18 protein-coding genes and 1 tRNA gene are annotated in these 21,984 nt (G+C 56.0%); 7 read left to right on the forward strand and 12 right to left on the reverse strand.

What is annotated here, in order from left to right; translation table 11 throughout:
• Nucleotides 1-80 precede the first annotated feature (80 nt).
• Nucleotides 81-1,112, reverse strand: a complete 1,032-nt coding sequence (pstS, locus tag GH656_RS09965; RefSeq protein WP_153075737.1) for a phosphate ABC transporter substrate-binding protein PstS — start codon at nt 1,110-1,112, stop codon at nt 81-83.
• A gap of 839 nt (nt 1,113-1,951) precedes the next feature.
• Between pstS and GH656_RS09970 the strand changes: the two genes are divergently transcribed.
• Nucleotides 1,952-2,257, forward strand: a complete 306-nt coding sequence (locus tag GH656_RS09970; protein ID WP_153075738.1) for a hypothetical protein — start codon at nt 1,952-1,954, stop codon at nt 2,255-2,257.
• Nucleotides 2,250-2,855: a hypothetical protein gene (locus tag GH656_RS09975; RefSeq protein ID WP_153075739.1), complete on the forward strand. Its 606-nt coding sequence runs from the start codon at nt 2,250-2,252 to the stop codon at nt 2,853-2,855. The genes GH656_RS09970 and GH656_RS09975 overlap by 8 nt, the downstream gene beginning before the upstream one ends.
• A gap of 805 nt (nt 2,856-3,660) precedes the next feature.
• Here GH656_RS09975 and glmM read toward each other — a convergent pair.
• From glmM to GH656_RS09995, 4 genes are all read right to left on the reverse strand, one after another.
• Complete coding sequence (gene glmM / locus GH656_RS09980) at nt 3,661-5,019, reverse strand: phosphoglucosamine mutase (RefSeq protein ID WP_153075740.1); 1,359 nt, start codon at nt 5,017-5,019, stop codon at nt 3,661-3,663.
• Between the two features lie 34 nt (nt 5,020-5,053).
• Nucleotides 5,054-5,923 (reverse strand): dihydropteroate synthase, encoded by an 870-nt coding sequence (folP, locus tag GH656_RS09985; protein WP_246184244.1) that lies wholly within the window; start codon nt 5,921-5,923, stop codon nt 5,054-5,056.
• A 102-nt stretch (nt 5,924-6,025) separates the two neighbouring features.
• Complete coding sequence (gene ftsH / locus GH656_RS09990) at nt 6,026-7,915, reverse strand: ATP-dependent zinc metalloprotease FtsH (protein ID WP_153075741.1); 1,890 nt, start codon at nt 7,913-7,915, stop codon at nt 6,026-6,028.
• A gap of 172 nt (nt 7,916-8,087) precedes the next feature.
• Complete coding sequence (locus GH656_RS09995) at nt 8,088-8,753, reverse strand: RlmE family RNA methyltransferase (protein ID WP_153075742.1); 666 nt, start codon at nt 8,751-8,753, stop codon at nt 8,088-8,090.
• A 204-nt stretch (nt 8,754-8,957) separates the two neighbouring features.
• Between GH656_RS09995 and GH656_RS10000 the strand changes: the two genes are divergently transcribed.
• Nucleotides 8,958-9,491 (forward strand): YhbY family RNA-binding protein, encoded by a 534-nt coding sequence (locus tag GH656_RS10000; RefSeq protein ID WP_153075743.1) that lies wholly within the window; start codon nt 8,958-8,960, stop codon nt 9,489-9,491.
• Nucleotides 9,492-9,580: 89 nt separating this feature from the next.
• On the opposite strand, the gene GH656_RS10005 is transcribed toward GH656_RS10000, so the two are convergent.
• The 7 genes from GH656_RS10005 to gloB form a co-directional block, all read right to left on the reverse strand.
• The gene (locus GH656_RS10005) at nt 9,581-10,081 is read right to left on the reverse strand and encodes a DUF4149 domain-containing protein (RefSeq protein WP_153075744.1); all 501 of its coding nucleotides are present in this window, start codon (nt 10,079-10,081) and stop codon (nt 9,581-9,583) included.
• Nucleotides 10,082-10,101: 20 nt separating this feature from the next.
• Complete coding sequence (gene greA, locus GH656_RS10010) at nt 10,102-10,578, reverse strand: transcription elongation factor GreA (protein ID WP_153075745.1); 477 nt, start codon at nt 10,576-10,578, stop codon at nt 10,102-10,104.
• A gap of 142 nt (nt 10,579-10,720) precedes the next feature.
• Nucleotides 10,721-13,975: a carbamoyl-phosphate synthase large subunit gene (carB, locus tag GH656_RS10015; RefSeq protein WP_153075746.1), complete on the reverse strand. Its 3,255-nt coding sequence runs from the start codon at nt 13,973-13,975 to the stop codon at nt 10,721-10,723.
• A gap of 94 nt (nt 13,976-14,069) precedes the next feature.
• Nucleotides 14,070-15,227: a glutamine-hydrolyzing carbamoyl-phosphate synthase small subunit gene (gene carA / locus GH656_RS10020; RefSeq protein ID WP_153075747.1), complete on the reverse strand. Its 1,158-nt coding sequence runs from the start codon at nt 15,225-15,227 to the stop codon at nt 14,070-14,072.
• A 396-nt stretch (nt 15,228-15,623) separates the two neighbouring features.
• A complete protein-coding gene (locus GH656_RS10025) occupies nt 15,624-16,841 on the reverse strand; it encodes an MFS transporter (protein ID WP_153075748.1) in 1,218 nt (405 codons plus the stop codon).
• Nucleotides 16,842-17,106: 265 nt separating this feature from the next.
• Nucleotides 17,107-18,741 (reverse strand): transglycosylase SLT domain-containing protein, encoded by a 1,635-nt coding sequence (locus GH656_RS10030; protein ID WP_153075749.1) that lies wholly within the window; start codon nt 18,739-18,741, stop codon nt 17,107-17,109.
• 159 nt (nt 18,742-18,900) lie between these two features.
• Nucleotides 18,901-19,692: a hydroxyacylglutathione hydrolase gene (gloB, locus tag GH656_RS10035; RefSeq protein WP_153075750.1), complete on the reverse strand. Its 792-nt coding sequence runs from the start codon at nt 19,690-19,692 to the stop codon at nt 18,901-18,903.
• A gap of 18 nt (nt 19,693-19,710) precedes the next feature.
• Here gloB and GH656_RS10040 point away from each other — a divergent pair, with 18 nt between their 5' ends.
• The 4 genes from GH656_RS10040 (at nt 19,711) to GH656_RS10055 (ending at nt 21,951) form a co-directional block, all read left to right on the forward strand.
• Nucleotides 19,711-20,526, forward strand: a complete 816-nt coding sequence (locus tag GH656_RS10040; RefSeq protein ID WP_153075751.1) for a class I SAM-dependent methyltransferase — start codon at nt 19,711-19,713, stop codon at nt 20,524-20,526.
• On the forward strand, nt 20,523-20,972 hold the full coding sequence (rnhA, locus tag GH656_RS10045) for a ribonuclease HI (protein WP_153075752.1): 450 nt from the start codon (nt 20,523-20,525) through the stop codon (nt 20,970-20,972). Before GH656_RS10040 ends, rnhA begins: the two co-directional genes overlap by 4 nt.
• A gap of 64 nt (nt 20,973-21,036) precedes the next feature.
• Nucleotides 21,037-21,753 carry a DNA polymerase III subunit epsilon gene (dnaQ, locus tag GH656_RS10050; RefSeq protein WP_153075753.1) on the forward strand — a complete coding sequence of 239 codons (717 nt, stop codon included), beginning with the start codon at nt 21,037-21,039 and terminating at the stop codon, nt 21,751-21,753.
• A gap of 123 nt (nt 21,754-21,876) precedes the next feature.
• Nucleotides 21,877-21,951: transfer RNA gene (locus GH656_RS10055), tRNA-Val, on the forward strand.
• The last annotated feature ends 33 nt before the right edge of the window (nt 21,952-21,984 follow it).

The following is a 21,984-nucleotide window of genomic DNA, read 5'->3' on the forward strand; positions in this document are numbered from 1 at the left end:
ACCTGGCGCGGTGGTTTAACGCACTACCACCGCGCCAGACAAGAGCTGCTTAAAAACCACAGCACAGACTGCCGCGCCGCTTACTCAGCCAGCGCTTTACCTGTTGCGTCTTTAACCTTTGCTTTCCACTGCGAACGAATCTCTGCCACCACCGAATCAGGCAACGTGATGTAGTCCAGATCGCTCGCTGCCTGGGCACCATTCTTGAATGCCCAGTCAAAGAACTTGAGCGTTTCGGCACCTTGCGCAGCCTTGTCCTGGGTGGTGTGCAACAACACGAATGTCGCACCGACGATCGGCCAGGCGTTCTTGCCGGGCTCATTGGTCAGGATCTGATAGAACGACTTCGACCATTCAGCACCCGCCGCAGCCGCTTTAAAAGTTTCGATTTTTGGTTCGACCAGCGCACCCGCTGCGTTCTTCAGGCCGGCATAGGCCATGCGGTTTTGCTTCGCGTAGGCCCATTCAACATAGCCAATTGCGCCCGGCAGACGCTGCACAAAAGCGGCGACGCCATCATTGCCCTTACCGCCCGTGCCCGTTGGCCAGTTGACGGTCGAGCCCTCGCCGACCTTCGACTTCCATTCCGGATTCACCTTCGACAGATAGTTAGTCCAGATAAAACTGGTGCCCGAACCATCGGCACGGCGAACCACCGCGATATCGGTGTCAGGCAGCTTCAGTTTCGGATTCAGCGCGACAATCGCCGGATCATTCCATTTAGTGACCTTGCCCAGATAGATCTCGCCCAGCAACTCACCAGACAGCACCAGTTCACCCGGCTTGATACCCGCCACATTCACCACGGGCACTACCCCGCCGACCACCGTTGGAAACTGGAACAAACCATCTTTAGCGAGTGCATCATCCTTGAGCGGCGCATCGGAACCGGCGAAATCGACTGTTTTGGCAATGATCTGTTTGATCCCGCCTGACGAACCAATGCCCTGATAGTTCACCTTGCCGCCACCGGACTTTTGATAGGCATCGGCCCATTTGGTGTAGATCGGCGCGGCGAAGGTGCTGCCAGCACCAGTGATATCGGCGGCCTGCGCGGCCAGCGCGAAGCACATGCCAGCCAGACCAGCGAACGCGGTATACATCAGCTTCATAAGACCTCCAGTGGGATGAGCGGAAACACAACACCACGCAGACTAACGTTGCTTTATGACAGTACCGTGACGAATGATGAAACGAATGTGACAGTCACCGGACTGCCATCGGGAAGAAATAAGTCTAGGTCATGCGAACCGATATACCCTCGGGAAAAAGCCGGAAGGAAGCCCAGTGGGGGGTATCTGATGAACCAACTGGGTGCTGTCAGTTCGCTCCACGCTTTAAAGGTCAGTGGAAAATTAAACTGCCGATTTGCATGAAATACCTGCACAACCTGATTTTCGAAGTTCGGATGTTTTAACCAGCACATCATCACGCCTCTCCCCCAGTTAATTTTTCTGCTATCCCAGGATAGTTCATCAGAACCTTGATAGCAGAATTTTTGCAGACATTCCTTAGTTAATTTAGCCAGAACTTCTTGTATCTATGCGGCATGGATTAATGGCATCCTGGAAAATCAGCCATAAGTGGCCTTCTAATGGAACGTTTCAGGCCGGTAAGTGACGCAATATGCTGGCAGCCGTGCTGGCCAGGTCGGCCGAGTGGCTAAAACCGACAGTTTAGCCAAGCCAATTTGTCAGGGTTGCGGGTTGTCACCTTGGGCCTTGTATCCCAAGGCACCCTGGCTGTAAGAGCTACATCGTGGCAAACAGTCGCTGTTATTTAATGCAGGCACAAACAAAATACGAGTTATGAAACTGATTAATTTTAAATTGACTGAATGCGTACTGAAACCCATCAAACTTTTTTGCACAGCTGCGCCTCAGACAATGATTTGCAGTCATCTTTCAAGGATACGATCCAACAGGTCGAACCGAATGAGTCCCGTGGGCCCATGCAAAAAATTCAGAATACAAAATCCATACATGGCAGTAACTCTGTCCAGGACGAGAGCGGTACTGGAAGTTCAGGAAGGGCATCTCTCCTGCGCAGGGAGGGCAGCCTGAGCAGCATTTCCATGAATGCTGCGCCAGACATTCCAGATTCTACGCCGCTGACAGAAATCTCCGTCGCTAAAGTCTGGAACAATTTAGTCCTTAAAAAGGAAATATTGTGGCACCTTGTCAATGATAAAAATTCATGCGAAGAAGGCCTTTTATCGATTCAAAATGAAATTCTCAATATGTCATCGCATGAGTGACGAGAACAGAAAGGTCCTGGCAAAGAAAAAAATTACCGGATTTTTATTTGGGGAAAATGGCGGCATCGGTTTTTATAAAATAAAAATCTCGGGATCGAAAGGTTTATATAGCACTGATTTTCGGCAGTGGGTATATGAAGCACTCGAAGAAACCGATACCTCAGAGGGGAAATATTTCATTTCTTCTTTATATTTTTCATTTCGACTTATTGATAGCAAAATAGCACCGCCTGACACGGCAATTTTAATCAAATACAAGACTCACGATCTCGATACATGCGCCACCCGCACAGACGGTTTTGAAAATGACCCCTCGCTTTGCGCACCCACCTCGAATACGAACACAATTTCCAAGGCAGATTTGATTTTTAAACGTAGACAGCAATACGAAAGCATTTTGTCTAAACTACACCACGACCTTTCTCTGCAGGAAAAAATCAGCAAACCTGCCTGGTATCAACGGCATCCAAGTGTTGAAAAAACAAATTATGCGGCCTATCAGTGCAAAGAATTAAAAGAACAGATAGCGCTAAAAACCTCCATTCCGGATATAAGCCAATTCAATAGATTAGAAACCATGGAGATAAAATTCAAGTGAAAATGCCCTATTGCCGCCATCAACAATGAGTCAGCAAAACATTTAAATTTAGTCTCAGACGAGGATTATTTTGATTTAAATAATCTACCTTCCGGCACGAAACTTCCGTCTCTGGAGACTCTAGATTTATCCGGATCAAATATTATTTCACTGGGATATCTGTATGACTTTCTTGATAGATATGTATCGAATATAAAAATTTTTCCAAAAATAAAAAATTGACTTTTAATTATGGAATTGCCGCATTTCACGAAGAATATATTAAAAGATCCCCTCTATAACTTCTCCAGTTTTTTGCTGCAGCAGAGCATGCAATCAGATTAAAACACCACATTGAACCTGTGTTTAACGTGCCACAATTCGAAAAAATCGAAGCTGTGCCAGATACTCCGCAGTGGACTTTAAAAGAAGCATTAAATTGGGGAAATGCCCCCTTCCGAAGGTTTTAAGACATGGCCTTGGCCGAGTCAGCTCTAATTAAATGTCGTGTCACCTGGACGGCAGTACCGCCCAGGCTTCACGCGGCAGATAAAAAGTGAATGCGACACCAAACGACCGGCCATGACGAAGGCTTGGAAGGCTTGAATCCCAGTGCCGGATTTACTAACCTACCTGACCGTTGGCAACGCGGCAGCAACGAGAACGTCAATGGCCTGCGGCACCCGGTACCGCCAAATTAGTCGGCGCAGCACCTGGCGCTTGAAACGGCCATCTTTGACAAGCAATCAGCTTCGTGCCTTGATTGTCTGGGCACGTCCGCCCGCCCCCTCGGTGAAACCGGTTTAACCCGTTTCACCACGGCGCCTTAAACACTCGCCTCACGCACCACCGCAGCAATCGCCTCGGCATGACGCTCCGCATCGGTCCGCGCTTCGGCCTCAACCATCACGCGCAGCAGCGGCTCAGTGCCCGACGCGCGAATCAGCACGCGGCCATGACCATGCAGCGCCTGCTCTGCCGCGCTAATCGCCCGCTGGATCGCCGCATTTCCCTGCCAGTCCATACCCGGCTGCATGCGCACATTCACCAGCTTTTGCGGGAACAACGTCACACCATCGAGCAATTGCGCCAACGTCTGGCCACTGCGCTTGATCGCCGCCAGCACGAGCAGCGACGAAACAATGCCATCGCCCGTCGAATGCCGGTCGAGAGACAAAATATGCCCCGAGCCTTCAGCGCCCAGTTGCCAGCCATGTTCCCGTAATTGTTCAAGCACATAACGGTCACCCACCGCCGCCCGCACGAATGGCACGCCGAGGCGCTGCAACGCGACTTCGATCGCCAGATTGGTCATCAGCGTGCCAACCGCCCCCCGGACTTCGCCGTCAGTCGCTATCCGGTCCTTGACCAGCACGTACAGCAACTCGTCGCCGTTGTAGAGCCGCCCGGCTGCATCCACCACCTGCAGGCGGTCGGCGTCACCATCCAGCGCAATCCCGAGATCCGCGTGATTGGCCCGCACCGCGCGCACCAGGGCATCCGGCGCAGTCGCACCCACGCCATCGTTGATGTTGAAACCATTGGGTGCAACGCCAATCGGAATCACATCCGCGCCTAGCTCATGAAAAACATGGGGAGCGATGTGATACGCCGCACCGTGCGCACAATCCACCACGAGCTTCATGCCACGCAGATCGAAAGCGGCGGGAAAGGTGCTCTTGCAAAACTCGATATAACGCCCTGGGGCGTCATCGAGACGACGCGCCTTGCCAAGCTGTTCAGCCGACGCACACGCCAATGGCTGCTCAAGCTGCGCTTCGATTCTGGCTTCAACCTCATCCGGCAGCTTGTTGCCATCGGCGGAGAAAAATTTGATGCCGTTGTCATCGTAGGGATTATGCGAAGCGCTTATCACGACGCCTGCTGCAAGCCGCAATGCGCGCGTCAGGTAAGCAATGCCAGGGGTAGGCATCGGCCCTGCCAGCATTACGTCAACCCCAGCGGCCGAAAACCCTGCCTCCAACGCCGCTTCGAGCATATAGCCCGACACTCTGGTGTCCTTGCCAATTAGCACCGTAGGCCGCTGCGCGGTGCCAACCCAGTGCTCGCCTCCCGCCAGCACCTTGCCCGCGGCATAACCCAGGCGCAAGACGAAATCAGGGGTAATGGGCGCTGCTCCTACCTTCCCGCGAATCCCATCAGTACCAAAATAGCGACGTGCCATCGTTGAAATATCCTTGATTGCTTTGCTTACAGGTTCAGCCGCCAAGCGCGGCATCGCGCACGGCTACCCAGATTTTGAGTGCATCGACCGTTGGTGCCACATCGTGCACACGCACAATTGCCGCTCCCCGCTCGACTGCACAGACCGCTGCGGCAAGGCTCGCTGCGAGCCGCTCAGAGGCAGCCCGCCCCGTGACCGCACCCAGCATCGACTTGCGTGAGATTCCCGCGAGAATCGGAAACGGCCGCGCACCCTGTGGCGCGGTAGCTTGCAACTGCGCAAGCAACGCGTAATTGTGCTCAACCACGCCTTTACCGAAACCAAACCCTGGATCGACACAAATCCGTGCCTTCGCAATTCCTGCATGGATAAGCGCATCGGCACGGCTTTGCAGAAATTCACGCACCTCGGCCACGACATCCTGATAAACCGTTGCGCCAAGCTGCATGGTCTGCGGCTCGCCCTGCATATGCATCACACACAAGCCGCAGGTACTGTCACGCACAGCCTCGAGCGCGCCAGGCAAGCGAAAACCCCAGATATCGTTAATCAGGTCCGCCCCTGCCGCGAGTGCCGCACGCATGACCTCTGGCTTATAGGTATCGACTGACAACGGCACCTGCGCATCACGCAATTGCTCCAGCAGCGGCATCACCCGCTCAAGCTCGACTTCAAGTGGCACCGGCGGCGCACCGGGACGCGATGACTCGCCGCCGATATCAATGATGTCCACGCCAGCGCGCAGCATCTGCTCGGCCTGACGCAACGCATCATCTCGCGCGGCAAATTGACCGCCATCGGAAAACGAATCCGGCGTGACATTCAAAATTCCCATCACTAATGGCCGCTCGAACGTCAGCGTAAAACGGCCACATTGCAACGGCTCGGGAACGGCGCGGGACACGCTAGCGGAATTGAACACAGGAAAGTTTTGGACAGATCAGGGAAGAATGCAAAACGGGCCGGTGTGAAATCACACCGGCCCGTACTTCAAACCGATTAACGATCAGGCAGGGGCAGTCGCATTACCAGGCTTCACCTCGGTGCCTGTACTGCCACCGGGAGCGGCACCACCTGTGGGAGGAGGTGCGTTTTTAGGTGAACGCGGCGGGCGGCCCGCCATGATGTCGTTGATCTGATCGGCGTCGATGGTTTCCCACTCCATCAGTGCCGCAGTCATGGCTTCAACCTTGTCGCGGTTTTCGTCCAGCAGACGCTTGGCCAGGTTGTACTGCTCATCAAGCACCCGGCGTATTTCAGCATCCACCTTTTGCTGGGTCGCCTCGGAGATGGTCCGTGTGAAACCACGGCCAAATGGCGTCGCGTCATTTTCGTCGTCGACATAGACCATTGGCCCAAGTGCATCCGTCATCCCAAAGCGTGCCACCATGGCCCGGGCCGTCGACGTCGCCTTATTGAAGTCATCTGATGCACCCGTGCTGATGAGATTAAGAAACAGCTCTTCAGCTACCCGGCCACCGAACAGAATGGCCAGACGGTCCAACAAATAGTCTTTCGAATAAGTTTCGTTATCGTGTTCCGGCAACTGCCACGTGACACCTAGCGCGCGGCCACGCGGAATAATCGTCACCTTGTGCACCGGATCCGCTTTCGGCAAAAGCTTGGCGATCACCGCATGCCCGGACTCGTGATAGGCCGTCGCTCGCTTCGATTCCTCACGGATCACCGCAGACTTGCGCTCAGGACCCATGAAGATTTTGTCTTTCGCATCTTCGAAGTCGGCCATTTCGACAATCCGCTTACCCCGGCGTGCAGCAAAAAGCGCGGCTTCATTGACGAGATTAGCCAGGTCAGCACCCGAAAAACCTGGTGTGCCACGTGCAATAACAGCGGCATCCACGTCATTTGAAATCGGCACCTTGCGCAGGTGAACCTTCATGATGTGCTCGCGGCCACGAATATCAGGCAGCCCGACATAAACCTGGCGGTCGAAACGTCCCGGTCGTAACAAGGCCTTGTCGAGCACGTCCGAGCGGTTGGTTGCGGCAATGACAATCACACCTGAGTTCGCTTCAAAGCCATCCATCTCAACCAGCATCTGGTTCAGCGTCTGCTCGCGCTCGTCGTTACCACCGCCTGTGCCAGCGCCACGATGACGGCCTACTGCGTCGATTTCGTCGATAAACACAATACACGGCGCGTGTTTTTTGGCCTGCTCAAACATATCGCGCACACGGGCTGCGCCCACACCGACAAACATTTCAACGAAATCTGAACCTGAAATGCTGAAGAACGGCACTTTTGCTTCACCGGCAATCGCCCGGGCCAGCAAGGTCTTACCCGTTCCCGGCGGCCCCACCAGCAGTACACCGCGCGGAATCCTGCCACCGAGCTTCTGGAATTTTTGTGGATCACGCAGAAAATCAACCAGTTCAGAGACTTCTTCCTTGGCTTCGTCACAACCCGCGACATCGGTGAAATTAATCGCGTTATTGTTTTCGTCCAGCAGACGCGCACGTGATTTTCCGAACGAGAAGGCCCCGCCTTTGCCCCCGCCCTGCATCTGCCGCATCATATAAAACCAGAAAACGATGATCAGAATGGTCGGACCAAGATAGGTCAACGCTGACACCAGCATGCTGGGTTCTTCATCTGCCTTGCCGCTAACCTGAACGTTGTACTTCAGCAGATCGCCCACCATCCAGATATCGCCCGGCGAGACAATCTGGTATTTCTGGCCATCCTGCGGCGTCACAATCAGATTGCGGCCCTGCACCACAACGTCCTTGACTTTGCCATTCTTGGCATCGTCCATGAACTTGGAATAGGAAACGCTTTCCTGGACATGCGGCTTGTCGAACTGCTTGAACACAGTAAATAGCACCAGTGCAATCACCGCCCACACTGCCGCCTTCGAAAACATATTGTTGTTCAAAGCACCACTCCTTCACTCATAGAACGGGCGCCTACATTTTCCTTGCGGCATACCCTCAGGCATTCTAATCCACTCCGCAGACCCCTGCCATTCACTAAACATAGCCGCCCCACACAGTAGCTACGTTATTTTCTGGCCCAGCAGGTATGCAGGACGGCGCATGACTTCCCGATTAACGGGCTTGTTTCAAATGCTTGCCCAAAATAAATGTTTCTGCCGATTTATCTCGTGATGCTTTGGGCTTGCGCGGTGCCACAGTCCGAAACTGACGCTTGAATTTTTCGACAATCTGGCTGTAACCACTGCCATGAAAACACTTAACTAAAAGAGCACCATCTGGCTTCAAATGCTTTTGCGAGAATTCGAGCGCCAAGTCACAAACATGCTCAATCCGTGCAGCATCTGCCAGCGCTACTCCCGACAGGTTGGGCGCCATATCGGAAATTACAAGATCAACTTCGCGTTCCCCTAGAATCTCTTCCAGCTGGATCAGCACGCTATCTTCACGGAAATCGCCCTGGATGAAGTGCACATCGGCAATCGGCTCCATCGGCAAAAGATCAAGGGCGATAATCATGCCGTCGATTCCGCCTTCGCGCTCAGCGGTGCCGCGCCGTGTCCCCTGCGACAGCTTGTTGCGCACATACTGGCTCCAGCTACCTGGCGTCGAGCCCAGATCGACAATGACCTGACCTGGGCGGATCAGTTTGTCCTGCTCGTCAATTTCCTTGAGTTTGTAGGCTGCGCGGGCCCGATAGCCCTCGCGTTGCGCCAGTTTTACGTACGGGTCGTTGATATGATCGTGGAGCCACGAGTGGTTGAAGCGATTTTTTGCCATTAAGCGATGAACTCTTCTGCGTGACGCCGTGCTTTTAGCGGATAATACGCGTTTATATCGCGCGGCTGCCATGCTTGGCCTTTCATCTGGCCCGCAACCGCGATCCTTCTGTCGTTCTGACGCGCCCCACGGTCTTGCAACGCATCAATCACTGATCCGTCTGGACTCAAGGTGCCGCCATTTTAGTCGAGTCTTTCACTTTCCATGCCAGTTCTTAAAGTATCTTCCGACCAGCGCGCTGAATTGCGCTCCCAGGCACATGCGCTCAAACCGGTTGTGCTCATCGGCGCTGAAGGCCTGACCGACGCGGTACTGGCAGAAATCCGCGTCCACCTCAACGTGCATCAGTTGATCAAGATCCGCGTATTTGGTGATGAGCGTGAAGCACGGATCGCCATTTATGAGCAAATCTGCGACCAGTTGAACGCTGCGCCCATTCAGCACATTGGCAAGCTGCTGGTGATCTGGAAGCCCGAGGCGGCCCAGCCAGATCCCGTCAAGCTCAAACGCGGTGTGCTTCCCAGTGCCCGTGAAGCAGCGAAAGAAGGCAAGCTGGACAAAGGCCGGGCACCGCCACGCGTGGTGAAAGTCGTCAAGCCCGCGGATAACCCCATGCGCAAGCCCAAGCCAAAAAAGATGCTGGTGCGGGGTAATGAACGTGTGACGGCTGGCGGCAATATCAAACGGGCCAAAAAACGTCTGCCCAGCGCCAAACGCCAGCATCAGTCTTCGAAGTAGGTATCAGATATCCGGCAGGTATCAGTCAGCATCGGGCGTCAGCAGACGCCCGGATAAAACTCTGCCGATACACCATCATGCGCAGAAACTTAAGCGCCCCGATCTCCAGCCACCTCGGTTAGAGCAGGTGCCTCGCGCTGCGCTGCTGGCAACAGCCATAACAGCGCAAGCCCCAGCAAGCTCTCGAGCAGATAAAACACGCTCGACACACCATGCAGCATGCCAAACCGGCTTGCATAAGCTGAATGGCTCACATCGCTACCCGCATTGAATGCCGCGACCCGCAAGGCATTCATAAAAGGCTGAAGCGCGAAATAGCCCACCAGTACGCAGAGCAACATACCAACAATCAGCCAGCGCAGGCGGCGATAGCCGTGCCAGCCGCGACGAACCAGCAGGTTCGCCAGCCCCAGTAGCGCCACACCACACACCACCCCGGCAATCGCTTCGAAATGAAACAGCCTGGCTGCGACCATCCCCGCCATCATCCGGTCCAGCGAAGTAAACAGCACAGGCGCTACCGCATACCCCAGCGTCAGCAAACTACCGACCCAAACCACAGTAAGCAGTTGAAAGAGACGCTGCGGCATTCCCGTCATCACCTTGCGCATCAGACGTAACGCACCGAAATGATTTCGTACTCGCGCACGCCACTCGGTGCCTGGACCGACGCCACATCGCCCTCTGTCTTGCCAATCAGCGCACGGGCGACAGGCGAACTGATCGAAATCAGGCCATGTTCGAGATCCGCTTCGTCATCACCGACGATCTGATACGTAACCGGCGCGCCCGAAGCCAGGTCTTCCAGCTCGATCGTCGCGCCGAAGACCACCCGGCCGTCAGCATCCACTAACGATGGATCAATCACCTGGGCTCCAGCGAGCTTCGATTCGATTTCCGCAATACGGCCCTCGATAAAGCCCTGCTTTTCTTTAGCCGCGTCGTACTCGGCGTTTTCTGACAGATCACCCTGGGCACGCGCCTCAGCAATCATTCTGATTACAGAGGGGCGCTCAACCGACTTCAGGCGCTGCAACTCGTCGCGCAGTTGCTCTGCGCCACGCTTCGTCAATGGAGTAGTGCTCATAAACCGTTCATGTGGCAAAAACGACCATAAAAAAATCACCGCGGTTAAGTGCATCTCACAAAAATCTGGCGAGAACCTAAGCCAGACCCTGCGAAACACCGCTTAACCGCGGCACTTACATCTGTGACACAAATCTGATGCTTCAGTGTAGGCGAGCGTGAAGCCCTTGTAAATCATAGACTTCGAGGTTTCTCAGATAACGCAGGCCTTCAACTGCCGCACGCGCACCCGACATCGTCGTGTAATACGTGACCTTGTTTGCCTGGGCGCTCATGCGAATTGAGCGTGAATCGGCAATCGCCGCACGGGTTTCATCGACTGTGGTGAAAACCAGTGCGATTTCGCCATTTTTAATCATGTCCACGATATGCGGGCGGCCATCCTTGACCTTGTTCACGACCTTCACCGGCACACCTGCCGCGCTGATTGCCGCCGCGGTGCCCTTCGTAGCCACAATCGGGTAGCCCAGCTCGTGCAGCATCCGCGCCACCTCAACCGCTTTCGCCTTGTCCGCATCCATCACGGTTAGCAGCACCGTTCCAGACTCCGGCAAGCGTGAACCCGCCGCCAACTGCGACTTAAAAAGCGCTTCACCGAAGGTCTGACCAACTCCCATCACTTCACCGGTCGAACGCATTTCAGGTCCGAGCACCGGGTCGACGCTCGGGAACTTGACGAATGGAAACACCGCTTCCTTCACGCTGAAATACGGCGGATTAATTTCTTTGGTCACGCCTTGCGCGGCTAGCGTCTGGCCTACCATCGCCCGCGCAGCGATCTTCGCTAGCGGCAAGCTGGTCGCCTTCGACACATAAGGCACGGTGCGCGACGCACGCGGATTCACCTCAAGCACGTAAATCACGTCGTGCGATGAGCCATCGGCCTGCGGCACTTGCTGAATGGCGAACTGCACATTCATCAAGCCAATCACATTCAACGCTTGCGCCATGGCGGCCGTCTGGCGCTTCAATTCAGCAATCGTCGGTGCCGACAACGAATAAGGCGGCAACGAACACGCTGAGTCGCCCGAGTGCACACCAGCCTGCTCGATATGCTCCATCACGCCGCCAATAAACACCGCCTCGCCATCTGAAATGCAGTCCACATCACACTCGATCGCATCGTTCAAAAAGCGGTCGAGCAGCACGGGGGAATCGTGCGACACCTTCACCGCCTCACGCATATAACGCTCAAGATCCCGCGGCTCATGCACGATTTCCATCGCCCGGCCACCCAGCACATACGACGGACGCACGACCAGCGGATAGCCGATCTCCTCAGCCAGCTTTAGCGCTTCATCTTCCGCCCGGGCGGTGCGGTTAGGCGGCTGACGCAGCCCCAAATCTTGCAGCAGCTTCTGAAAGCGTTCACGGTCTTCGGCGGCGTCGATCATGTCTGGCGAGGTGCCAATGATAGGGACGCCATTGGCCTCGAGATCCAGCGCCAGCTTCAGTGGCGTCTGGCCACCGTACTGGACGATCACGCCCACCGGTTGCTCTTTGTCGACGATTTCAAGCACATCTTCGAGCGTCAGCGATTCGAAGTACAAACGATCAGATGTGTCGTAGTCAGTCGAAACCGTTTCCGGATTGCAGTTGACCATGATCGTTTCGTAACCGTCTTCGCGCATCGCCAGCGCCGCGTGGACGCAGCAGTAGTCGAATTCGATACCCTGCCCGATACGGTTAGGCCCACCGCCCAGCACCATGATTTTCTTGTTGCTGGTGGGATTGGCTTCGCATTCTTCCTCGTAGGTCGAATACATATAGGCGGTTTTCGTAGCGAATTCTGCCGCGCAGGTATCCACCCGTTTGTACACCGGGCGCACCTTGTGTTCGATACGGTACTGGCGCACTTCGGCAGGCGTAGCGCCAAGCAGCTTCGCCAGACGCCGGTCCGAAAAACCGCTTTGCTTCAGGAAATACAGTTCATCCCTGGACAGACTTGCCAGCGTGCGGCCCGCGAGCGCCTTTTCCTTCAGCACGATCTGTTCGATTTGCGCGAGAAACCATGGGTCGATGGCCGTTTCTTCGAAAATTTCCTGCTGGGTCATGCCAATCCGGAATGCATCGCCGACATACCAGATCCGGTCCGGCCCTGCCTCTCCGATCTCACGGATGATTTCATCGCGGTTGACGGTTTTCTCGTCAAGCCCATCAACCCCCACTTCCAGCCCACGCAACGCTTTCTGGAATGATTCCTGGAACGTGCGGCCAATCGCCATGACTTCGCCGACAGACTTCATCTGGGTAGTCAAACGAGGATCAGCGGCACGGAATTTTTCGAACGCAAAACGCGGAATTTTCGTTACCACGTAGTCGATGGTTGGCTCGAATGAAGCCGGAGTCTGACCACCGGTAATTTCGTTTTTCAACTCGTCGAGTGTGTAGCCAACCGCCAGCTTCGCGGCGATCTTCGCAATCGGAAAGCCCGTCGCCTTCGACGCCAGCGCGGATGAACGCGAGACACGCGGATTCATTTCGATCACGACCATCCGGCCATCTACCGGATTAATCGAAAACTGCACATTCGAGCCGCCGGTATCGACGCCGATCTCGCGCAACACTGCCAGCGAAGCGTTACGCAGAATCTGGTATTCCTTGTCGGTCAGCGTTTGCGCTGGTGCTACCGTGATCGAATCGCCCGTATGGATACCCATCGGATCAAGGTTCTCAATCGAACACACGATGATGCAGTTGTCCTTTTTGTCACGGACCACTTCCATCTCATACTCTTTCCAGCCCAGCAGCGATTCTTCGATCAGCAGCTCGCGCGTGGGCGACAGGTCCAACCCGCGCTTGCAGATTTCTTCGAATTCGTCACGGTTATAAGCAATACCGCCACCCGAACCACCAAGGGTGAACGACGGGCGAATCACGACCGGATAGCCGCCACTGCCTGTAGCAGCGGCGATTTCGTTTTGCACCTTGAGTGCCTCGTCCATCGAGTGCGCCACGCCTGACTTGGCCGAACCGAGGCCAATCTTCGTCATCGCATCTTTGAATTTCTGCCGGTCCTCGGCTTTGTCGATCGCCTCCGGCGAAGCGCCAATCAACTCGACGTTGTATTTCGCCAATACGCCGTGGTGATGCAAATCAAGGGCGCAGTTCAGTGCGGTCTGCCCACCCATCGTCGGCAAGATGGCATCCGGGCGCTCACGGGCAATGATCCGCTCAACCACTTCCCATGTAATCGGCTCGATGTAGGTGACATCAGCCGTGTTCGGGTCGGTCATGATCGTCGCGGGATTGCTGTTGACGAGAATGACCTTGAAACCTTCCTCGCGCAGCGCCTTGCACGCCTGCGCGCCCGAGTAATCAAACTCGCACGCCTGACCGATGATGATCGGCCCAGCGCCGATGATAAGAATGCTCTTAATGTCTGTCCGCTTCGGCATAACGCTCTCGCTAATGTATTCCTGAATTCTTTCTGCTGGCGTGCGCGGGCAATGCCGCCGCACACGCCAGGTGTTACCTGCCACCGTGCGTCATTTATGCCGCAGCGCTCTTCCCTGTTTTGCTGTGCGCGTCCATCAATGCCGTAAAACGGTCGAACAGATACGCGATGTCATGCGGGCCTGGCGACGCTTCCGGATGGCCCTGAAAGCAGAATGCCGGCCGGTCGGTCAGCGCAAAGCCCTGCAACGTGCCGTCAAATAACGAAATGTGCGTGACACGGGCATTGGCAGGCAACGTCGCGGCATCAACGGCAAAGCCGTGGTTTTGCGAAGTAATCACGACGCGGCCGTCTTCAAGATCTTTCACTGGATGGTTGGCACCATGGTGGCCGGTCTTCATCTTGATGGTTTTAGCCCCTAGCGCGAGGCCCATGATCTGGTGCCCGAGACAAATACCAAAAGTGGGAATGCCTTTTTCGATCAGCGTTTTGGCAGCAGCAATCGCGTAAGCGCAAGGCTCTGGATCGCCGGGGCCGTTTGACAGGAAGATGCCGTCCGGGTTGAGCGCGAGCGCATCAGCCGCCGACGCCTGTGCGGGCAGCACGGTGACATGACAGCCACGCTCGGCCAGCATGCGCAAGATGTTGTACTTGACGCCGTAATCGAAGGCCACCACGCGATACTTCGGCGCATTTTGCACGCCGTAGCCACGGCCCAGACGCCATTCGGTCTGAGTCCACTCGAAAGAAGATGATGTAGAAACGACCTTGGCGAGATCCATACCGGCGAGGCCAGGGAACGAGCGAGCGAGCTCAATCGCCTGCGCTTCGTCGTCCACGCCAGCGAGAATCGCGCCATTTTGCGCACCCTTGTCGCGTAGCAACCGGGTCAGCTTGCGTGTGTCAATTCCGGCGATGGCCACTACGCCTTCCGCTTTCAGATAATCGGAAAGCGAACGTTCCATGCGGAAGTTGGACGCGAGTACCGGCAAGTCACGAATGATGAGGCCAGCGGCATGAACTTTCGCAGCCTCGACATCTTCGGCATTGACGCCGACATTGCCGATATGCGGGTATGTCAGGGTGACGATCTGGCGCGCGTAGCTGGGGTCGGTCAGAATTTCCTGGTAACCCGACATGGCCGTATTGAAAACGACTTCGCCAACCGTATGACCGGATGCGCCAATCGAGTAACCACGAAAGACCGTGCCGTCGGCAAGCGCGAGCAGAGCGGGAGAAAAGGACGGCAACACGGGGAACTCCTTGGGGGAACACCCTGTTGCCGTCCTGTTTATCCGGCCATGCAGCTGCGTCAAAGCGCATCAGATGATGCGCGCACAAGCTCGCATGGCGCGTAGACAGCGGACGTTACACTCGCCGGCCGCCCGCAGAGGCCGCCCACCTGCTTGCAGGAAGACGATGACTCAGCCCAGAAGGCGTAATAGACGGAAAAATGTAACGTTAGCGATGCGCGACGGATGAACGGGTAAAGCAGGCGCCAGGGTGCGGGTTGATAAGCTCAAACCTTCGAATTATAGCGCCAAAATACCCCGCTCTTCAAATCCAGGATGGCATGACGCGCTGCGAGCCAAGGCAGGAGCGGCAAATAGCGGACTTCTGCGACATCCGGATAACAATGTTCCGCGCGCTTATGAGGACTTGGACAGTGCCCGGCTGGGCACGAAATACCAGATCGCGCTCAAAACCTGCAGCACGAGCAAAAGACTCCACGCCGTCAGATGCGCCGCTGCCGGGTAATGGCCACCAGTGGTAGGCCACAGCGACAACACGGCCCCCACACCAAGCTGGAAGCCGAAAATCAGCAAAAAGATCACCAGCGTGAAGGTGGTATTGGCCCGGCCAATCAGGTGGGGCGGAAAATGCCGGGCAAGAATGGCATAGCTCAGAATTCCCGTGCCGCCAAAAATCCCATAGGCAGTCCACAGCAGGCCAGCAGGCAATGGCGCGCCAAACATAATTAACAGTTGCGCCACCACAAAAAGCACCATCCCCGCGCCGCAAAACGCGTACAGCGACACGCCCCGCCGCTCCAGGCTACGCGCCGCCGCACCGAAACCGACACAGCCCGCCATCATCGCAAAACCCAAAACCGAAACTAGCGCCGCCGCTTTGCCCGGGGCGAGCCCGGCAACATCACGCAGCCACGCGCCAACCCATAACGACTGCATGGCATAAAACACCCCTTGCGTGACGACCGAAAACGACGCGATCTTCCAGAACGCGCCACTCTTCAGGATATGCAAAGTGCCCTTGAACTGGCCACCCAGGCTCGTCTGGCGATGGCTTTCACGCGTCTCAGGAACCAGCCGCCAGATGGCCACAGCAACCAGAATGGTCAGCACGCCCAGCGCCACGCACACCATGCGCCAGCTTGTCAGGCCCAGCACCCAGGTCAACGGCGAACCAACGACGACCCCGCCCAGCCCACCAAGCGCCATCACAAGGCCATTCATCAGCGGCAAACGTCCTGCAGGGAAATACTGTGCCAGCGCCTTGAATGCCGCCCCAAGGCAGACCGACACACCCACGCCGATCAGCAGGCGCCCCGCCATCATCATCCCGACGCTGTGCGCCGCGCCAAACAACCACGCCCCCGCAGCGGCGAAAAGCAGCGTGGCTGCCGTTACCCGACGTGAGCCGTAATGATCGAGCAACACACCCGCGGGAATTTGCGCACCGGCGAAGCCAAGAAAATACAGACTGGTCAGCAAGCCCAGATCGACTGCGGATAAACCCAGATCGTGCGTAATAAATGGCGCGAAGCCTAGATTGATGCCACGAAATACATAAGAAACGAAATAACCAACAGAAAACAGCAAGAAAACGCGGAGCTGAGTTGAAGACATAGCGTGAGGGAAACTTACCGTTCTAACGAAAGCGCAAACGATAAAGGAATAAGCGCCATTGAGAAAGCAGGCCTTAAACAAAACGTTTGCTGAAAATGGAAATAAAAATGCCGTCATCGCATGGATAACGGCATTAGAGAAACAGCATGGCCAGCGTGGCTTCAGGCAACGCCCCCGCAACGCATTCTGCTGTCAGGGGATGCCGCTACGAGCCACGCCTGGCTACTGGCGCGCAAGCACCTTGACGTAACCCGGGATGCGCTAATTAACTACGCGTTGCTCCAGCCTTCGCTGTCTTTTTCGCCGAAACCGGTGTGGCCTTCACCGCCGGCTTGCTTTTCGCGGCCTTCGAGGACGCATTGACAGCGCCGGACACAGCGCGCGTTTTCTTGTTATCACGGGAGGCATTCTTGCCAGCAACGGCTCGCGTGCCGACTTTCTCCGCACGAGCGCCCCGGACATTAGTCGAGATCCGTTGCGGACCTGGCTCGCTGGGCAGCGCCCGGCCCACCGGCACGTGCAGCACCACCACCTGGCCGGGAGCAAGCGTGTTCCCGTGCGATTTGTTCCATGACTTCAGTTGCGCCACCGAAACGCCATAGCGCACAGCCAGTGCCGCGAGAGTCTGCTTGCGCCGGACCCGGATCAACATCTTGCGGGTATCAGGCACATCCGGCTCCATCGCCAGCATCCCGCTTTCAGCAATATCCGCACTGATATCTTCATCATCGTCACCGCGCGGCACGACGATGACAGAACCCGGCTTCAGACGCATCCCCGCTGGGATTTTGTTGACGGCCATTAACGTGGATGGGTCTACGCCAATCTTTTGCGCAATAGCAGCTGGGCGAGCACGCTCTGTCACCGTATAAGTCGTCCACGAGGACAATGAGCCCGTATACGTTTTTAAATTACGTTCAAACGCACTGGCGTTATCAAACGGCAACAAGATTTGCGGCTGCGTTGCACCGAGAATCACGGGCTTTCTGAACGACGGATTGAGCGAGCGGAATTCATCGCTGGTCATGTTCGCCAACCTGGCCGCTGTATCGACATCGATATCGTGCGAGGTGGTCACTGTCACAAAATAAGGATGGTTCGGAATCTCGGGTAACGTCAGACCAAAAGCCCGGGGATTCGCCACGATATTTTTGACTGCCTGCAGCTTGGGCACGTAATTGCGTGTTTCGTTAGGCATGCGCAGGCTTTGATAATCAGTTGGCAAGCCCGCTGCTGTATTGCGCGCTATCGCGCGCTGCACATTGCCCTCACCCCAGTTATAAGCTGCCAGCGCGAGATACCAGTCGCCAAACATGTCATGCAGGCGCGACAGATAATCGAGAGCCGCACTCGTCGAGGCCAGCACATCACGGCGCTCGTCTTGCCACATGTTCTGCTTAAGGTTGTACGAGCGACCCGTACCCGGGATGAACTGCCACATGCCAGCCGCCTTTGCCACAGACAGTGCCTGCGGGTTATAGGCAGACTCGATAAACGGCAGCAATGCCAGCTCGGTCGGCATATGCCGCGCCTCAAGCTCTTCGACGATGTGATACAGGTATTTTTGCGAGCGCCCAGTCATGCGCTCAACGTATTCAGGACGCTGGGCGTACCAGTTACCCTGCATATCCACCAGATCGCTTTGTAGATCAGGCATCTGGAAACCGCGACGGATCCGGCCCCAAAGATCGCTATCCGCGCTCGTTAACTGAGTGACGGAACCCTGATCGACATTAATAGTTTCTTTGGCGCTAGCGGTGCGGCGCAGCGCGTCTGCGACGGCTTGCTGGCTAGCTGGATTGAGGGAACTGGTGACAGGAGAAGGCTGCTTCGTTACCGGATTTGGGCTTGCGCAAGCAGCAAGCGTTAAGACCAGTAACGCACTGAAAATAAATCGCATGAACGTTTTGTGCTTCAGAAAGGGGCTGGAATTTGCAGCCGATAGTATCGAAAGCATGACGTTCACGTCAATCGGAAAAATAAGAAAAACCCAAACAAATCTTAGGCTTGGAGAATTTTTTACATTTTTAAGATGAACTTTTTGGGCGGCTGGTTTGTTTTAACGAAAACGGTTTTTCCATTCACGCATCAAAGTAAATGCGGCCAGCCGGTCTGGCACTGCTTGATGTAACTCTAATGCCAGCACCTCCCTGATTTCAGGGCTAGTGGTGCGCAGAAAAGGATTCACCGCACGCTCGTGGGCAACGGTGGTCGGTAAAGTGGGCAAACCTTGGGCGCGCAGCGTTTCAGCTTTGACGCGCCAGGCGTGAAGTTCTGCATTCCCGGGCTCGCACGCCAGCGCAAAGCGGATATTGGACAAGGTGTATTCGTGGGCGCAATGAACCAGGGTAGACCCAGGCAGCGCAGTGAGTGCGTCGAGTGAAGTCAGCATTTGCGCCGGCGTCCCCTCGAAAAGACGACCGCAACCGCAGGAAAAAAGCGTGTCGCCACAAAAAAGGTGCGCCTGGCCAGCCGGGTCCGAAGCCTGAAAATAAGCAATATGCCCCCGCGTATGACCCGGCACATCCAGCACCGAAAATTCGAGCGCTGGTGCCGTGAGATTCACCCGGTCAGCAACCCCCAGACGGTGCGTGACATGCTCGATGGCCTCACCAGCCGGACCATACACCGGCACCGCCTGGCCATTCAGCAGATCAGCCACGCCGCCGACGTGATCGAAGTGATGGTGCGTGAGTAGAATAGCGCTCAGTCGCCAGCCCCGTTGCGCCAGATAGGCGCGGACCGGGGCGGCATCCCCCGGATCGACGGCCACCGCATACGTGCCGTCTGATACCAGCCAGATGTAGTTGTCCTCGAAAGCCGGGACGGGTACGTACTCAAGCGCATTCATAGGCAACGCATTCCCGATATGTCTAACCGACCGATTATAGACTGGCCCGCATGGACCAATTCGCCCCCCGGGCGCTACGTTCTTCAATGGGAGCAAGCGCAACTCGACCGTGTGGTGTCGGATGTGTTCGGCTATCACGCGCTCCAGCTTGGCCTGCCGCAACTCGATGCGCTGCGTGAAAACCGGATGCCCTGCCGCGGTCTAGTGCTGGATGCCGCTAGCGGCGCGAGCCTGCCCTATACCCTGCCGCCCGCCACGATCAGCACAGCCGGTGCGCAACATGCCCCCGCCAACCGCAGCGCCATCTGGTGCGACCTGCTCGATTTGCCGTTCGAAGCCCAAAGCGTTGATCTGATCGTGATGCCTCATACGCTGGAATTCACGAGCGACCCCCATCGCCTGCTGCGCGAGGCGGAACGTGTGCTGGTGCCAGAAGGCCAACTGGTCATCCTCGGCTTTAATTCACTTTCGCTCTGGGGCGCACGGCAATCCGTTGGCAAGGTAACCAGCCGCCCATTTGTCCCCGCGACTCACGACCTGATTGCCTTCACGCGCCTAAAAGACTGGATCAAGCTGCTCGGATTCGACCTTGAACGCGGACGCTTCGGCTGTTATCGTCCCCCCCTCGCCAGCGACCAGTGGCTCGCGCGCTATGCGTTTATGGAAGCAGCTGGCGACCGCTGGTGGCCGATTTTCGGTGCGGCCTACATGATTAAGGCCGTCAAACGCGTGCGCGGCATGCACCTCGTGGGGCCACTGAAAGTCAAAAAAGCCGTTTTACCCTCCGGACTCACGCCGGCCGCCACACCCAACACCCGCAACCACACCGAATGACGACCGACATCATTGACATCTTTACTGACGGCGCCTGCAAGGGCAATCCTGGCCCTGGCGGCTGGGGCGCGCTACTGCGCTTTGGCGCGCAGGAAAAAGAACTATTCGGGGGGGAACCCAACACCACCAATAACCGGATGGAACTGATGGCCGTGATTGCTGCACTTGAAGCGTTAAAGCGCTCTTGCAAAGCCGTCGTACATACCGATTCGCAATATGTGCAGAAAGGCATTAGCGAATGGATTCACGGCTGGAAAAAGAAAAACTGGATGACCGCCGCGAAAACCCCAGTGAAAAACGCCGATTTGTGGAAACGGCTAGATGCGCTGGTGCAACAGCATGAAATCGAATGGCGCTGGGTCAAAGGTCACGCTGGCCACCCCGAAAATGAACGTGCCGACGCGCTAGCCAACCAGGGCGTGGCTACGCTGCTCGCAAAAGCGTGATTCATCGACGTCTTAAGCGCCCCCTTCCCTCTTCTTTCCACGTCTTAAAGCAGGTTCATTCGATATGCGTCAACTTATTCTCGATACCGAAACCACCGGCCTGAACCCACGCAATGGCGACCGCATTATCGAAATCGGCTGCGTCGAGCTGCTGAACCGCCGCCTGACCGGCAAAAATCTGCATCTCTACATCAACCCGGAACGCGACAGCGATCCAGGCGCACTGGCGGTTCACGGGCTAACGACCGAGTTTCTGAGCGACAAGCCGAAATTTGCCGAGATCGCAGAGCAGCTCCGTGACTTTGTTCAGGGCGCAGAGCTCATCATTCATAACGCACCATTCGACATTGGCTTTCTTAATGCTGAATTCGCCCGGCTAGACTTGCCGCCGTTCGACCAGCATTGCGATGGCGTTATCGACACGCTCGCGCAAGCCAAAGGCATGTTCCCCGGCAAGCGCAATTCGCTGGATGCGCTGTGCGACCGCTTTGGCATCAACAATGCACACCGCACGCTGCACGGCGCGCTGCTCGATTCTGAATTGCTCGCGGACGTTTATCTAGCCATGACCCGGGGCCAGGAAAATCTGGTGATCGAACTGGAAAGCGATGTGCCAGTGCATGACGATGCAGCACCGGTACCCAATGTGGCGCTAGAAACGCTGGACTTGCTGGTGCTTGCCGCCGACGAGGAAGAACTGGCCGCGCATCAGGCAATTCTCGATGGACTGGACCGGGCACTCAAGGCAAGCAGTGTGTGGCGCGCAGCGGCTAAGGCCTGATGCTGAAGTGGTGCCGGTAGCGACAGCCGCACATGAGCCTGATCCGCAGCGATTTAAACTTAGGCTACTGTGCAAAAAATGCTTTACCGGGTGCTGTTGTACTGACATAATAGAAAACTATTCGGGCGGTTAGCTCAGTGGTAGAGCACTGCCTTCACACGGCAGGGGTCACAGGTTCAAACCCTGTACCGCCCACCAGTTAAATCAAGTACTTAGCTAGAGACAGCGCCA

The sequence above is a fragment of the Paraburkholderia bonniea genome (assembly GCF_009455625.1).
In the GTDB taxonomy this organism is placed as follows: Bacteria; Pseudomonadota; Gammaproteobacteria; order Burkholderiales; family Burkholderiaceae; genus Paraburkholderia; species Paraburkholderia bonniea.